The following is a 15,363-nucleotide window of genomic DNA, read 5'->3' as shown; positions in this document are numbered from 1 at the left end:
CGTGTGCTCGCGGTCCTTGCATTAAGCCCCGCCTCTCGCGACAATGCGATCAATTCCCATTAATATTGCGGTTTTGACGCCATGGCAACGCTCGATCCCCAGGCCCTGCACCAGCTGTACAGCGAAAACAACAGCTGGCTGAAGGGCTGGCTGCGCGCCCGCCTGGGCAACGCCGCCGATGCTTCCGACCTGGCGCACGACACGTTCCTGCGGGTAATGACCGCGCGTAACCCGTTGCCGATCCGCGAGCCGCGCAACTACCTCAGCGCTATCGCCCGCGCACTTCTGATCGACAAAGCCCGCCGTCGTATCATCGAAAAAGCTTACCTGCAGGCTCTGGCCCTGCGTCCGGAGCCGGTAGAGGTATCGCCGGAGGTGCGCTTGTCCATCATAGAAATGCTGGTGGCCGTGGACAGCCTGCTCGACGAACTCGGCGCCAAGACTCGCGCCATCTTCCTGGCCGTTCAACTCGAAGGCCTGACCTATGGCGCTGCGGCCGAACGCTTCGGCGTGTCGGTCACCACCGTGAAGAATCACCTGATCAAGGCCATGACGCGCTGCCTGCTGGCAGTCGAAGGCTGAGGCCCATGGATCTCAAGACACTCGAAGCCGCTGCCACCTGGTATGTCCAGCTCAACGACGGCGCCCATAACGAGGCCCGCACCCAGGCCTGGCGCCAGTGGCTGCAGGCCAGCCCCCTGCACGCAGCCGCCTGGGCGCGGGTAGAAAAGCTGCAGCAGCAATGGGCCATGGTACCGCCGCAGGCGGCGCTGTCCGGCCTTGGCGCGGCCCAGGCGCAGCGGCGTGACATGCTGAAAGTGTTGGGCCTGCTGGTGGTCATGGGTGGCGGCAGCTGGATGGCGGTCGAGCAGGTGCCCTATCGTGCCTTGCTGGCCCAGCAACGTAACCGCAGCGGTGAGCGCCGCACCCTGCACCTGGAAGATGGTTCACAGCTGGAGCTGAACGTGGATACCGCGCTGGATGTGCGCTACGACACGAAGGTGCGGGCGATTCAGCTGTATCAAGGGGAAATTCTGGTGCGTCCGGTCAGCGACCGTCAGCAGCGCCCGTTCATCGTGCACACCGATGACGGCAGCGTACTTGCCCGCAGTACCGCGTTCAGCATCCGCAAACTGACGCAGCAGACCCGTGTGGGCGTGCTTCAGGCCAGCGTCGAGGTTCGCCCCCTGCGCCACCCTGATCGCGTGCTGCAACTGCACGCTGGCCAGCAAGTGAGTTTTGACCGGGATGACGTCCTTGGCACCCATGCCCTCCCCGCCGACTCCACGGCCTGGTTGCAGGGCATGCTCAGCGTGAACGACTGGCGCCTGGGCGATTTCCTCGAAGAACTGGGGCGCTATCGGCCAGGCGTGCTGCGCTGCGCCTCGTCGATCCAGGCCATGAGCATTTCCGGCGCGTTCCGCATCGACGACACCGATATCGCCCTGGCCAACCTGCCGAAAACATTGCCCGTGAAGGTGCGCTACTTAAGCCGCTACTGGGTGAGCGTGGAGCCCGCCTGAGCAACTGCGGAAAAACTTTCGCCGCAATCTGGCTGATTTCGATTCTCGTCCGTCCCTGACACAAGCCGCGACGACAGCGACTTTCTGCCATGACTCGGAAGGACCACGAAATGCCACACCTGCACCCTACCCCTGCAACCAAGCTGAGCCAGGCCGTGCGCCTGGTGCTGTTCGGCATGTCCCTGGCCGGCGCGCCCGGCCTGCTGCTGATGCCTGCCCAGGCTATGGCCCAAAGCCAGACCACCTACCATGTCCCCGCTGGCCCACTGGGCAACGCCATCACCCAGTTTGGCGTACAGGCGGGTGTGACCATTTCGTTCGACACCGCACAGACACGCAACCTCGGCAGCGCGGGCCTGGAAGGCAGCTTCAGTGTCGAGGAAGGACTGGCGCGGCTGCTGGGCAACAGTGGCCTACAGGCGCAGCGTCAGGGTAATGGCGGCTATGTGCTGGTCCCTGCGCAAAACGGTTCGGCCATGGAACTGGCGCCGATGAACATCGACGCCAACCGGCTGGATGCGACCAGCGAAGGCACCCAGTCCTACGCCGCCCGTGCTGTTACCATCGGCAAAGGCGTGCACACGCTGAAAGAAACCCCGCAGTCGGTTACCGTGATAACCCGCAAGATGCTCGACGACCAGAACCTCAACACGCTGGAGCAGGTGCTGGACAAGACGCCGGGCATCACCGTGTACGACTCGCCCATGGGCGGCAAGTATTTCTATTCCCGTGGTTTCAACCTGGATGGCCAGTACCAGTATGACGGCGTGCCCCTGGACGTGGGCGGCAACTACGTGCAGGCCAACAGCTTTTCCAGCGACATGGCGTTTTATGACCGCGTCGAGGTGCTTAAAGGTGCGGCCGGCATGATGAAAGGCTCTGGCTCCTCCGCCGGGGGCGTCAACTTCGTGCGTAAACGGGGGCAGGAAAAAGCCGCCACCACCGTCACCTTGTCTGCCGGCAGCTGGGACAACTATCGTGGGCAAGTGGACGTGGGCGGCCCGCTGAACACGTCGGGCACCGTGCGGGGGCGCGCCGTGGCGACGCTGCAGGACCGCCAGTACTTCTATGACACGGCCAAGCGCCAAGACCAGATACTGTACGGCGCCATCGACTGGGACGTCACAGCCGACACCACCGTGGGCTTTGGCCTGGCTTACGAGGATATCGATGCCACCCCATGCTACGCCGGCCTGCCACGCTACGCCGATGGCAGTGACCTGAAGCTGTCGCGCTCCACCTGCCTGGGGGCCAGCTGGAACGACTTGCAAAGCCAGCGTATTACCGGCTTTGCCGACCTCAAGCACCGCTTCAACGATGACTGGACCCTGAACTTCGCCTCGATCTACACCCACAACACCCAGGACATCGAATACGCCTACTCCGAAGGCACGGTACCGGTCGGCGCCAGCACCGCTGGCATGAATGTCCGGGCCGGCCGTTTCGACTATGATCAGGACGACTACGGCTTCGATAGCTATGTCGATGGCAAGTTCGAGGCGTTCGGCCTGCAGCACGAGCTGATCATGGGTGCCAACGCCAGCCGACAGAAAACCCATGATTACTTCGCGCTGATGCTGCTGGACGGCAAGCAGGACCCCTTCGCCCCCTCGCCGCACTTCCCACACCCGTCCAAGGGCGATTACCTGGTCAACCCGACCCGCGGCGGCAGCGTGCCAACCGACTCCACCACCACCCAGTACGGCACCTACGCCAACCTGCGCCTGAAGCTGGCAGAGCCGCTGACCCTGGTGCTGGGCGCGCGGGTCAGCTGGTACCGCAACAAGAGCGACTCCTATACCCAGTTCTACGATTACTGGGTGAATAACCGCAGCCAGGAAAACGGCCAGGTCACGCCGTTCGCCGCCGTGCTGTACGACTTGAACGACCAGTGGACCGCCTACGCCAGCTACGCCGACATCTTCCAGCCGCAGAGCGACAAGGTGAACGTCGAGCGGCAGTCACTTCAGCCCAAGACCGGCGCCAACTACGAGGTTGGCATCAAGGGCGAGCTGCTTGGCGGCGCGCTGAACACCTCGTTCAACCTGTTCCGCACTGTCGAGAAGCACCGCGCAGAAAGCGACTACAACGAAGCCTGCCCGTCAGGCGACGGCTATTGCTACACCGACAGCGGCAAGGTGCGTGCGCAGGGTTTCGAGGCCGAGATCAGCGGCTCGCCAATCGAGCGGCTGCAGCTGCTGGCGGGTTACACCTACACCCAGACCAAGTACCTGAGTACCATCGAAGACACCGATCCCACCGAGCTGACCTTCACCTCCAGCTTCATCCCGCGGCACATGCTCAAGGTGTGGGGTGACTACCAGCTGGGCGGTGCGCTGGAGCGCTTCACCGTCGGCGCTGGCGTGAACAGCCAGAGCGAAAACTTCCGCACTACCGGCACTACCCGTGTCGAGCAGGCGGGCTACACCGTATGGAACGGCCGCGTGCAGTACCGCATCGACCCGAACTGGACTGTCGCCCTCAACGGCAACAACCTGTTCGACAAGAAGTACTACGCCACCATCGGTGCGCCGGCCTGGGGCAACTTCTATGGCGAACCGCGCAACTTCATGGTGACCTTGCAAGGGGCGTTCTGAAGTACTTCACGAAGTGCGATCGGGCCGCTTTGCGGCCCTATCTCGATGCAGGACCGTATAAAAAAAGCGACCAGGGTGGCGCTTCCACAATGGCGCAACGAGAAGCAGACGGGTTGACGTGAAAGGCGATGAAAAGCCTGGCAACGTCAACGATACTGCTTAACCAGAAATTTCCTACGCACCTATCGGAAGCGCAATGCTCCTTTAAGAAGTGATTCCTCGCTAGTGTCCAGCCTCGGGTCGAATGCAACGCGTTCCATGCATTTGATGATCATCCCTGCTCGCTGGAGCTATCCATGGATTCGTTGAAAGAAACCCTCGAACTGTGCAGGCGCATCACCTCCGGCTACCGCCCTGCCCTGCGCAACAGCCCCGTCGCCGACTGCACCCGCCGCTTCGAACTGCTGCCCCTGCGCTACGCCGCCGTCGGCGGCAACCCGGCGCAACGTGCCCGCCTGCCCAAATTGCCGGGCTATCTCAGCCCGTTCCAGGATGTCGGCGAGCTGACCCACTCCAGCTACGCCATCCGCCCTTTGCGCGAGGGCTTTCTCTACCTGCTGATCAAGCGCCATAGCGCACCGGCATACGAATGGCACAGCCAGTACCGCGTGGCGCCCAATGGCTCGCTGCTGTACATCAGCAGCGACGCCCCCTGGGAGCCTGCACCCAGCGCCGGCAATCTGGATGACATCCTTCGCGGTTTCGGCTGGACCATCACCCTCTACGACCTGGATGACATCCAGGAGCTGCGCCCCCTGTTCAGCCCTTCCCCGCTGACCCCGCGCATGCTCGACAACTACCGCCTGCTCGACGACGAATACCGCAGCAGCCTGCCCACGATCGATATCGCCCGCTTCATCCAGCCTTCCGACGCCCCGCCACAGCCCCATGTCCTCAAGCATGACCAACTGAACTGGGTCGCCGACTTCAAGGCCCAGGACGATACAGACCTGCAGGCACTGCTGGACCTGCAGCCGTTCAACAACGACCAGATCGTCTCGCCGCACGCATCACGCCAAGCGCTGGCTCCGCAGGTGAACCACAGCAAACCCCGTGGCGCCGCCATCGTCATCGAAGACGCCATCGGGATCACCCAGGAGCTCAACGCCTGGCGCAACGCCGCGGTCGAGGATGTGAAGACCCAGTGGCTGGAACGCACCGTGGAGCCCGGGGTCGACAACGAGCGCAAGCTGCTGGTCGCGCAGTCGTTTCTGGAAATCGAAAAGCTCTACCCGCAGATGGTGGCCGAGCAGATCGTCAAGCGCGAAGTCATGGCCGAGAAAGTACGCAACCAGCCCCACCTGCATCCCGAGATCTACTTGTTCTCCGAACGGGCCAGGCAACAGGCCGACGCCCATGACGAACGCATGAAGCCGCACATGGCGCAGTTCGAGCGCGACATCCGCGGCAAAGTCCAGGCTCGCCAGGACGCCGGCGAGTTCACCAAGAAATTCGATCAGAAATACGGCCACCTGGTCGACCGCCAGGCCATGCACGATCAGCTCGACGCTTTCGAGCAGGCCATGCAACACGCCCAGCAAGCCGCCGAAGACCGCGCCAAGGACCATGCCCGCTGGGTGATCAGTGAACGCTTGTTGCAGGCACTGGACCGCTACGACAACGCCGACCTCATCAGCGGCCTGGCCTTTGCCGAGCAGACCGGCCAGTGCGTGATCGGCATGGAGTTGAGTGAATGGGGCACGAAGGTGCTGGACCACTGGTGGCGCAGCGGCGTGGCAGACCGGGGCAACCTGGCAATGCGCGGCATCACCTACAACCAGGAGGACCTGCGGGAAGAACTGGCGGCGCTGCTGGAAGCGGCCAAAAGCGAACCGCCGTCAGCGTCCTCCTTCGCCCTGCCCGAAGCGCTTGCCAGGCAAGCCCATGCCGCTGCCAATGCCTTTGGGCGCATCAACACCCTGTACGAACAGATGCAGGCACAGAGCAGCACGGCCAACATCGGCCTGTATGCCTGGTACGTAGCTTTGGGGCGGCAAGTGCTGCGCACCGCGACACCCAACAGCATGGACCGCGCGCTGCACCATGGCCTGCGCCTGGCGTTGTTTGCCTCGGTACATGAAACAGCTGTCGACGTACGCCTGAGTGAAGCTGCACGTAGCGGGCAACCGCTTAATTCACCACGTAGTGGTGGCCAGATTGCGCGCTATCTGGATCAGGCCTGGGCTGAAGGCTTGATGCAGGCGGACGGTCAGAAGAGTGACTTCTATAAAGTGCGTGCCGCCGGTCTGGTCTGCCTGCTGGAAGGCATGCTGATGGCGTTCAAGGCGCGGGAGCTGCCTGACAGTGATGCGCGACTAAAGACCGAACTCCTGGCAGCCGCGATGACCACGGCAGCAGCGGGCTTTGAAGTCGGCGCCAGCTATGTGGATCAGGTGGCGAACCGATATGGGGCGAAAAGTGTGACCGGCAGAGGTGCTGCGGCAACCTTGGGTAGGTTGAAGCTGTGGGGAGCTGCGTTAGCGGGTACGGGAGGATTCGTCTTGGCGTGGTGGGATTTCGCTGACGGAGCGGAAAACTTCAAAGTAACAAGCGCTTCAAAAAAATCATGGACATTGGCCGGAGCCTACCACACGCGCGCGATGGCAACATTGACGTTATCTATAGGCGAACTGGGAACTGCCATTGCCATAGCGAAGCCTTTTTTTGATTATCTATCCCATAACGCCAAGACTAAATTTGCAAGAATGTTGGCATCCTCTATGAGTGAGCTTGCAAAAAAATTAGGAACCCAAGCTTCGCGTCTGCTACTTGCACGATTGGTAGTCGGAGCTTTCTGGGTAGGGCTCGTCCTGACGATCGCAATTTACCTCCTTGAAGATGATGCATTGGAAAAGTGGTGTAGGCGCTGCTGTTTCCGAATCGGAAAAACAGCTAAGGCTTATGAAGAAGACGAAGAACTAAAGGAGCTTCATTCCGCTTTCAGCGAGGTCTTATAGTGTATCTAGTCGAATGGGGTTTCTGGCAGATGGCAATCGAGTCCGAAGCTGCGCGCAAGGCGTACGTAGCCGAAGTGACGCCAGCAGAAAATCGCGCAATGCGTGACTTTTACGAAGGTGATCTGGAAGAGGAAGTCCATTTTCGGAAGGTAAGCGAAAACCCTCGTGCATGCGGCCCTGTTTATGCCTTCAATGAAAATTTCCTAGAGATGCGATGCGGTGGTTCGGAAGAGAAGCGCGGCATCATCACCCTAATGACCTTGGGCAGCTTGGGACCGATGACCTACTCATGGCTAAACATAACCCTTGGCTCAATCTATATAAATGCAACCCAGCCTGAGTTTCTTTCCGTATTTTCTGTTTTATTTAGCACTTACATGATCTTGCTAGGGGGTGCCGCCTATTATATATATGCAAAATATGGATTTAGACTTTCAAGGCTGGAAATGCTAACCAGCCGTCATCTGCTCATTCGATTCAATCGAAAAACTCAACAGGTCCACCTCCATCGCCCCGGCTACTGTGGCGGCATCGTAACCTTCCCATGGAAAACAACAGGAAGTACAGCCATCGACCCAGAAGATGATCCGCTCAGCGTGGGCATGCGACTCGGCCTAATCTGGCACCCCAGCCGCACCGGCCTGCCCCACATGGAAATGGCCTTGCTGGGCAAACAAGGCCAAGGCGGCAGCGAACTGCGTGATGAGTGGGAATTCATCCGCCGTTACATGGAAGAAGGCCCACACGCCGTCCCCCGCCCCCGCCTGAGCACCCAGCTACCCTCACCCCTCCAGGCATTCAGCGCCCAGTTCGAAGGCCTTGGGCGTTTCTTCCGCAAAAGTAGTTGGCTGTTCAAAGTTGCCCTGCTGTTTGTCTGGCCCGCTTTCGTCATCATCGGCACCGGCCACTGGCTCAGCCTGCTGCTGTGCTGGCGACCGCGCTGGCCAAAAGTTATCCGCGAAGCCGGCCTGCCCGGCAAGCCTGTCCCACCCGTGACAACCCTGAGCGACTACCCACCCGCAATCCAGGCGCGCCTGCTCGCCAACGCCGACCGCTGGCAGCTCAAGCCCGGCAAACGGCCGACGAAAAAACCACGCAAGCGCTCTACACCTCGACAGGCCAATGAAAGTGACTGATCAAACCGCACACTTTATCGGCAGCAAGCTGCAGCACTATGTACAGCCATCATCCCATGACCGCTTCCCGTAGTCCGCCCATGTAGTGCTCCAGGCGACTACGCAGCCAACGCTCGGCCGGGTCGCTGTCGGTGGTGCTCAACCAGACCATGGCCAGCTCCAGTGCAGCAGTCTCGAACGGCAGCGTCTCGGCCTGCAGGTTGCCCCAGCGTTCCATACCCTGTGCGGCATAGTCCGGGCAACAGGCCAGCAGGTCGGTACCGGCCAGAATCGCCGGTAGCGAACTGAACTGCGGCACCGACAACACCACCTTGCGTTCACGGCCGATGGCTTTCAACCAGTCATCGACCACACCCTGGGTGTTGGCAGTTGGCGAAACCTGGACATGCGGACGTTGGCAAAACTCATCCAGTGAAAGCGGCGTGCTGGACTTGTCGGCCCGCACTACCCTGGCTTGCAGGGTGCGTAGCACCTTGCGTTTGGCATTGGCGGGCAGGCCCTTGGTCTGGCTGATACCCACCGTCACGTCGCCCGCCGCCAGCAGGTCAGGAATGCGCCAGTAGTCCACATGCTGCACGACCACCACCACATTTGGCGCCTCCACCCGCAGCGCCCGCAACAGCGGCGGCAGCAGGCCCGACTCGACATCATCGGACAAGCCAATGCGGAAGGTCATCTTGCTGGTCAGCGGGTCAAAATCATGGGTCATGCTGAGGGCGACAGACATCGCATCCAAGGCTGGCGTGAGGTACTTGATCACCTCTTCGGCCCTGGCCGAAGGCTCCATGCGGTTGCCCACACGAACCAGCAACGGGTCGTTGAACATCGCACGCAACCTGGCCAGTGCGGCGCTGACTGTGGGTTGTGCGACGAACAGCTTCTCTGCGGCACGGGTGAGGCTGCGTTCCTGCATCAGCGCTTCGAACACCACCATCAGGTTGATATCGGCTTTGCGCAGTTCGTTGCGGTTCATGGGTGCTCCCGGGCCGTTCTTGTTGTTCGGGTTCAGTTCCAGCATCGACATGCATCCTAGCCGAGTCGAAACCTGCACCGCACCCTATGCAAGGGCGATTGCTCCATACTGCGCGACCGGGGTAATCTTCCGCTCTCTTCCCTTCCGGCCTCCCCTGCCGTGCACCGCCCAGGCGTTGACTCGCGAAGCGGTCATTCATGATGCCGACACTTGCATGGCCGCCGCTCACTGGCGCGCCCATCCGCCATCAATACATTCAGGATGACACCATGATCATTCGCCAAGGCATCGCTGCAGACTACCCGCAGCTGCTCGACATCTGGCTGCGCGCTGTTCGCGCGACGCACCACTTCCTGCAACCCTCCGACATCGACGCACTATTGCCACAGCTGCGCGACGTGTACTTCCCGGCCGTCGAGCTGTGGGTTGCGGTAGACACCGATGACCAGCCACTGGGGTTTATCGGCTTCAATGAAAACCATGTGGAAATGCTTTTCGTCGATCCAGCGCACCACGGCCAGGGCATTGGCCGTGCACTGCTGGACTTCGGCCGCCAATCACGCGGTGCGATGAGTGTCGATGTCAACGAGCAGAACCCACAGGCAACAGCGTTCTACCAGCACTATGGCTTCGTCCAGACTGGCCGTTCACCACTGGATGGCGAAGGTCGCCCGTTCCCCTTGCTGCACATGAGCTTGCCCACCCGGGCGTGAGCAGGAGGCACTCACCGCGATGGCCCGTAAAGCGAAGCCCCTACCGCCGTCCGACTGGGTCATCCGTAGTGCCCAACCGGGCGGTATCGAGCGTATCGAAGCCTGGTTCGGTAGCCACAGCTACGACCCGCATCGCCACGATACCTATTCGATCGGCCGCACGCTGGCCGGTGTGCAAAGCTTCCACTACAAGGGTTCGCTGCGCCACGGCATACCAGGCAACACGCTAGTGTTGCACCCGGACGAACTGCATGACGGCATGGTGCTGCTGCCGCGGGCCCGGCAGCAGCATTGACGGCAGTATCGACCTCTGTAGGCGGCCGGAGCGTTCGGCGTTCGGCCGCTGTTACACTGTCAACCGATAAAACTGGCGAGCCCGAGCAAAGGTATGAACCCGACGCGCTACTCCACCGTGGCAAAGGACTTGATGCAAGCGATTGCCAGCGGCCGCTACCCGGTGGGCAGCCTGCTGCCGACCGAGTTCGAGCTGTGCGACCTTTACAATGTGAGCCGGCACACGGTGCGTGCCGCTATCGACCAGCTGCTCACCCAAGGGCTGGTGTCGCGGCGCAAGCGCGTGGGCACCCGGGTGGAGGCCAGCAGCCCGCGCGGCGGCTATTCGCAGTCGTTGCCCAGCGTGGCCGAGCTGGCGCACCTGGCAGACACCCAGCAGCGGGAAATCCAGAGCGTGCGCCACTTTGTCGCCGACCTGAGCGAGGCGGCGAGGCTGGGGCTGGTGCCGGGGGAGCATTACTTCTGCGTGTCGAGCATCCGCGTCGACCGGCAGCACGAGGGCGCACCGCTGTGCTGGGCAGACGTGTATGCACAGCACGACTATACTGCGGTCATCGAACTGGCCCGCGAGCGCCCTGACCAGCTGATTGCCGGCTTGATCGAACAGCACTATGGCCGGGCAATCGCAGTGGTTGATCAGCAGGTGCGCGCGGTGTTGCTGACAGCGGAAATGGCCCAGGCGCTGAAGGCCGAGGCGGGCTCCCCGGGGCTGAAGATCATTCGCCATTACCGCGAGGAAAACGGCGATTTGATGGCGGTTTCCGAAACCGTGCACCCGGATGACCGCTTTACCCTGGTGACCCAGATGCGCCGGGATCGCTCCCCCACCTGATCCATCCCGAAGGCGCGCGCAATCCCTGTAGGAGTGGCCTTGTGTCGCGAAAGGGCCGCAAAGCGGCCCCAGCAATATCCGTGGCGATGCAGTAATCTGGGGCCGCTCCTACAGCGCCCCCAGTTGCCGCTCGGCTTCGATCAACTGCTGCCCCCACACCGTGGTCACCCGGTGATCACGTGCCAGCCAGGCATAGATCGTCGGTAGCACGAACAAGGTGAACAAGGTTCCCACCAGCATCCCGCACACAATCACCACCCCCAGCCCGAAGCGGCTATTGGCGCCGGCGCCGCTGGCGAACAGCAGTGGCAGCACGCCAAAAGTCATGGCTGCCGTGGTCATCAGCACTGGCCGCAAGCGTATTTGCGCCGCGCGAACAATGGCGGCAGCACGATCGAGGTTGTCGCGCACCTGGATCTCGTTGGCGAACGCCACCATCAGGATACCGTGCTTGCTGATCAGGCCGATCAGCGTCACCAGGCCAATCTGTGTGTAGATGTTCAGCGTGGCCCAACCCAGCGCCAGCGGCAGCAGCGCACCGCAGATCGACAGCGGCACGGTCACCAGGATGATCAGTGGGTCGACCAGGCTTTCATATTGCGCCGCCAGCACCAGGTAGATCACCACCAGGGCGGCGAGAAATGCCCACATCAAGGCAAAGCCCTCCTGCACGTACTGGCGCGATTCCGATTGCCAGTCGTGGCTGAAGCCCGGTGGCAGCTCGGTGGTGAGCTGCTCCAAGAACGCCACCGCGTTGCCCATCGACACGCCCGGCGCCGGGATGGCCTGCAGGGTACTGGCGTTCTGCTGATCGAACTGCAACAGGCGATTGGGTGCCACTTCGATATCCAAGCGCACCAACGTGGCCAGCGGCACCAGGCTGCCATCTTCGGCGCGCACATACTGGCGGCTCAGCGCCGCAGGCGTCAGGCGTTGGTCCTGGATACTCTGCGGGATCACGTCATAAGAACGCCCGAACAGGGCGAAGCGGTTGAGGTACTGCTCGCCCACCAGCACCCCCAGCGACTCACCAATGGCCTGCATGCTGATGCCCAGGCTCGCCGCCTTGGCCCGGTCCACGCGCACCTTGACCACCGGGTTGTTGTAGTCGAGGTCGCTGTCCACCACGGCGAACAGGCCGCTGTCGCGGGCACGTTGCTTGAGCACTTCCATGGTCTGGAACAGCTCGGGGTAATCCTGGGCGCTGCGCAGCACCATCTGCACCGGCAGGCCACCGCTGGAGCCCGGCAGCGACGCGACCTGGAAGGCGAAGATGCTGCTGCCCTCGATATCCGCAACGGCCTGCTGCAATTGCGCCTGCACCTGTGCGGCGGAACGCTCGCGCGCCTGCCAGGCGCTGAGGTTGATGCCACCGAAACTGGCGGCCGGGCCGTCGGTGCCGTTGATGATCCAAGTGTCGGTGGTCTCGGCAATGGACTTCATCACCTGATCGAGCTTCAGCGCAAAGCGTTCTGCGTATTCGAGGCTGGCATGCTGCGGCGACTTGATGGCAGTCAGCACCGCCGCCTGGTCCTCGGGCGGCGCCAGCTCGCGCTGTGGCAGCAGGTAGAGCCAGGGCAGGCTCAGGCACACCAGCAACGCCACACCGCCACTGATCCAGCGGTGTGCCAGTGTGTAGGCCAGCACCCGTCCATAGGCCCCGCTCAGCGCACCAAACCACCGATCGGCGATAGCGGCCATTGCGCCATGCTGCTGACCGGGTTGCAGCAACAGCGAGCTCATCACCGGCGACAAGGTCAGCGCCACAATGCCGGACACGATCACCGCCCCCGCCAGGGTCAAGGCAAACTCACGGAACAGCGTGCCGGTCAGCCCGCCCATCAAGCCAATGGGCGCATACACCGCCGCCAGGGTCAGGGTCATGGCGATCACCGGCCCGGCAATTTCCCGCGCCCCGGCCAATGCTGCCGCGACCGGCGACTTGCCCTCCTCGATATGCCGGTGCACGTTTTCCACCACTACAATGGCATCGTCCACCACCAGACCGATGGCCAGCACCATCGCCAGCAAGGTCAGCAGGTTGAGGCTGAAACCGAACATCAACATCAGGCCCGCGGCTCCCAGCATCGACAGCGGAATGGCCACCACCGCGATCAGCACGCTGCGCAGCGACCCCAGGCACAACCAGATCACCAGCACCACGATCAGCATCGCCTCCACCAAGGTGCGCAGCACTTCATGGAGCGACGCATCGATAAAGCGTGCGGTTTCATAGGCCAGCGCCACTTTCACGCCAGGCGGCAGGGTCTGCTGGATCTGTGGCAGCAGTTGGCGAATACCCTCGACGATCACCAGAGGGTTGCCGCTGGGCGTGGGGAACAACCCCAGGTGCACGGCAGGTTTGCCGTCCATGGTGGCGCTGGTCTGCGTGGCCGCCGCACTCAGCTCGACGGTGCCGATATCGCGCAGGCGCACAAGGTCAGTGCCATCGTTGCGGATGATCAGCTCACGGAAGTCTTCGACCCGGGTCAGGTCGGTGTCCACCTGGATATCGGCCAGCACATACTGCCCGCGCACCTGGCCCGGCGTTGCCTGGTAGTTGTTGGCACGTACCGCCTGCGCCACATCCGCCGCCGTCACCCCGCGCCCAGCCATCTGCTCACTGTCCAGCCACAGGCGCATGGCCAGGCGCTGCCCGCCGAACGACTGCACCTTGGCCACGCCGTCGATACCGGAGAACTGCGGTTCCACCACCCGCGACAGGTAATCGCTCAGTTCCGGTATCGACAGGCTGTCGCTGGCAAACCCCACATAGGCCACGGCAGTGGAGTCGCCCGCCGACAGTTCCACCACCGGGTCGTAGGCTTTTTCCGGCAGGCGATAGCGCACCTGGTTGACCTTGGCCATGGTTTCGGCCAGCGCCTGGGTAGAATCGCGGTTGAGCACCATGCGCAAGGTGATCAGGCTGCGCCCCTGCTGCGACGACGAGGACAGGTAGTCGATGCCCTCGACCGACGACACCGTCTGGGTGATCGGCTGCGTCACGAAACCCTGCATCAATTCGGCGGAGGCACCGGGGTATTCGGTGCTGATGGTGATGGTCGAGCTTTCCAGCAACGGGTACTGGCGGATCGGCAACTTGCCCATGGCAAACAGCCCCATCAGGATGATCAGGCTGCTGACCACCAGCGCCAGCACCGGGCGGCGCACGAAGACATCGGTAAACCTCACGACTGCCGCCCTCCCTGGCCCGCCTGCAGGCTGTCCTGATCCACTGGCTCGACCGGCATGCCATCACTCAGCTTCAGCTGACCGGAAACCACCACCCGGTCACCGGGCGTCAGGCCGGAGGTGATTTCCACCCGCCCCTGCCAGCGCTCACCGGTGCTTACCTGCACCCGGCTCACCCGGGTGCCATGCTGCGGGTCCTGGGTCGCGACAAACACCGTCTGCCCGTAAGCGGTGTAGGTGATCGCGGTTTCCGGCACGGCCAGCACGGTCGACGGCTGCGCAGCATCCAGCCGCACCCCGGCGTACATACCTGGCTGCAACTGCCCTTGCGGGTTCGGCAACGCCGCCTGTACCTGCACGAGGCGTGCTTTGCTGACCACCGGGTCGACCGCCACCACCTGGGCCTGGAAGTCTTGCCCACGCACCGCATCCACCGTCAGTGCCAGCACTTGCCCGGCATGCACCTCGGGGGCGGCCTGCTCGCCCAGGGCGAAGTTCACATGCAACTGGCTGATATCGGCCAGGCTGACGATGGTCTCGCCAGCGCCCAGGTACTGGCCCTGATGCACGCGGCGGATGCCGAGCTTCCCGGCAAACGGTGCGCGAATGGCCTTCTGCGCGATCAGCGCCTCGACATGCTGCAGCTCACCACGGACCACATCCACGTCCGTGGCGGCGTTGTCCAGCAGCTCTTGCGACACGGCATTCATCGCGCGCAGTTTGCGGCTGCGCTGCAGCACCACGTCAGCGTTACGCAACCTGGCCTGCAATTGCACGCGCAGGGCCTGCTCGGGCGCGTCGTTGAGCTGCACCAGCAACTGCCCAGCCGCTACCGTCTGCCCCGACTCGAAGGCGATGCGGGTAATGCGCCCTGCCATCTCGGCTGCCACCTGCACCTGGTTGACCGCCTCCAGCTCCCCCGAAGCAAAGTGCTGCCGCGCCAGTTGCACCTGCTCGACCGTGGCCAACGCCACCTTGGTCGCCGGCCAAACCGCCGCAGCAGGTGGCGCCGAGGCGCTTCCCACCAGCGCATAGGCTGCGGCCAGCGCAGCGGCACCAACGCCGGCCCAGGCCAGTAACGTCCGTTTGTTCATGCACAGCTCCGATCACAGGGAAAGCGGTTGCAGGGAAGACCGGGCAGGACTA

General features: G+C 62.6%; 10 protein-coding genes and 1 pseudogene. 8 read left to right on the top strand and 3 right to left on the bottom strand.

Going from position 1 to position 15,363, the window contains the following annotated elements:
* The first annotated feature begins 81 nt into the window (after positions 1–81).
* The 5 genes from LVS58_RS18015 (at position 82) to LVS58_RS17995 (ending at position 8,213) form a co-directional block, all read left to right on the top strand.
* Positions 82–582 (top strand): sigma-70 family RNA polymerase sigma factor, encoded by a 501-nt coding sequence (locus LVS58_RS18015; RefSeq protein WP_233692167.1) that lies wholly within the window; start codon positions 82–84, stop codon positions 580–582.
* A 5-nt stretch (positions 583–587) separates the two neighbouring features.
* Complete coding sequence (locus LVS58_RS18010; RefSeq protein WP_233692166.1) at positions 588–1,523, top strand: FecR domain-containing protein; 936 nt, start codon at positions 588–590, stop codon at positions 1,521–1,523.
* A gap of 110 nt (positions 1,524–1,633) precedes the next feature.
* Positions 1,634–4,120 (top strand): TonB-dependent siderophore receptor, encoded by a 2,487-nt coding sequence (locus tag LVS58_RS18005; RefSeq protein ID WP_233692165.1) that lies wholly within the window; start codon positions 1,634–1,636, stop codon positions 4,118–4,120.
* 296 nt (positions 4,121–4,416) lie between these two features.
* Positions 4,417–7,077 (top strand): T6SS effector BTH_I2691 family protein, encoded by a 2,661-nt coding sequence (locus LVS58_RS18000; protein ID WP_233692164.1) that lies wholly within the window; start codon positions 4,417–4,419, stop codon positions 7,075–7,077.
* Positions 7,077–8,213 carry a DUF6708 domain-containing protein gene (locus LVS58_RS17995; RefSeq protein WP_233692163.1) on the top strand — a complete coding sequence of 379 codons (1,137 nt, stop codon included), beginning with the start codon at positions 7,077–7,079 and terminating at the stop codon, positions 8,211–8,213. Before LVS58_RS18000 ends, LVS58_RS17995 begins: the two co-directional genes overlap by 1 nt.
* 49 nt (positions 8,214–8,262) lie before the next feature.
* Here the strand turns inward: LVS58_RS17995 and LVS58_RS17990 are convergent, their stop codons facing one another.
* Entirely contained in the window at positions 8,263–9,186 is a 924-nt protein-coding gene (locus LVS58_RS17990) for a LysR family transcriptional regulator (protein ID WP_233692220.1), read from the bottom strand.
* A gap of 269 nt (positions 9,187–9,455) precedes the next feature.
* On the opposite strand from LVS58_RS17990, the gene LVS58_RS17985 reads away from it, so the two are divergent.
* From LVS58_RS17985 to LVS58_RS17975, 3 genes and pseudogenes are all read left to right on the top strand, one after another.
* The gene (locus LVS58_RS17985) at positions 9,456–9,899 is read left to right on the top strand and encodes an acetyltransferase (RefSeq protein WP_233692162.1); all 444 of its coding nucleotides are present in this window, start codon (positions 9,456–9,458) and stop codon (positions 9,897–9,899) included.
* Between the two features lie 19 nt (positions 9,900–9,918).
* A pseudogene (locus tag LVS58_RS17980) lies at positions 9,919–10,161 on the top strand (AraC family ligand binding domain-containing protein); the annotation flags it as partial.
* A 126-nt stretch (positions 10,162–10,287) separates the two neighbouring features.
* Positions 10,288–11,025: a GntR family transcriptional regulator gene (locus LVS58_RS17975; RefSeq protein WP_233692161.1), complete on the top strand. Its 738-nt coding sequence runs from the start codon at positions 10,288–10,290 to the stop codon at positions 11,023–11,025.
* A 108-nt stretch (positions 11,026–11,133) separates the two neighbouring features.
* Here LVS58_RS17975 and LVS58_RS17970 read toward each other — a convergent pair whose 3' ends face one another.
* Complete coding sequence (locus LVS58_RS17970; RefSeq protein ID WP_233692160.1) at positions 11,134–14,217, bottom strand: MexW/MexI family multidrug efflux RND transporter permease subunit; 3,084 nt, start codon at positions 14,215–14,217, stop codon at positions 11,134–11,136.
* Entirely contained in the window at positions 14,214–15,311 is a 1,098-nt protein-coding gene (locus tag LVS58_RS17965) for an efflux RND transporter periplasmic adaptor subunit (RefSeq protein ID WP_233692159.1), read from the bottom strand. The genes LVS58_RS17970 and LVS58_RS17965 overlap by 4 nt, the downstream gene beginning before the upstream one ends.
* Positions 15,312–15,363: the final 52 nt, after the last annotated feature.

The organism is Pseudomonas sp. JR33AA (assembly GCF_021378985.1).
GTDB lineage: Bacteria > Pseudomonadota > Gammaproteobacteria > Pseudomonadales > Pseudomonadaceae > Aquipseudomonas > Aquipseudomonas alloputida.
The sequence above is the reverse complement of the archived record's forward strand: the minus strand, read 5'-3'. Positions and strand labels throughout refer to the sequence as shown.

Bases quoted from the DNA above. Each gene is read 5' to 3' on its own strand.
- LVS58_RS17985 (WP_233692162.1), top strand. From the start codon at position 9,456: ATGATCATTCGCCAAGGCATCGCTGCAGACTACCCGCAGCTGCTCGAC.
- LVS58_RS17990 (WP_233692220.1), bottom strand. From the start codon at position 9,186: ATGAACCGCAACGAACTGCGCAAAGCCGATATCAACCTGATGGTGGTG.
- LVS58_RS18015 (WP_233692167.1), top strand. From the start codon at position 82: ATGGCAACGCTCGATCCCCAGGCCCTGCACCAGCTGTACAGCGAAAAC.
- LVS58_RS18010 (WP_233692166.1), top strand. From the start codon at position 588: ATGGATCTCAAGACACTCGAAGCCGCTGCCACCTGGTATGTCCAGCTC.
- LVS58_RS17975 (WP_233692161.1), top strand. From the start codon at position 10,288: ATGAACCCGACGCGCTACTCCACCGTGGCAAAGGACTTGATGCAAGCG.
- LVS58_RS17965 (WP_233692159.1), bottom strand. From the start codon at position 15,311: ATGAACAAACGGACGTTACTGGCCTGGGCCGGCGTTGGTGCCGCTGCG.
- LVS58_RS18000 (WP_233692164.1), top strand. From the start codon at position 4,417: ATGGATTCGTTGAAAGAAACCCTCGAACTGTGCAGGCGCATCACCTCC.
- LVS58_RS18005 (WP_233692165.1), top strand. From the start codon at position 1,634: ATGCCACACCTGCACCCTACCCCTGCAACCAAGCTGAGCCAGGCCGTG.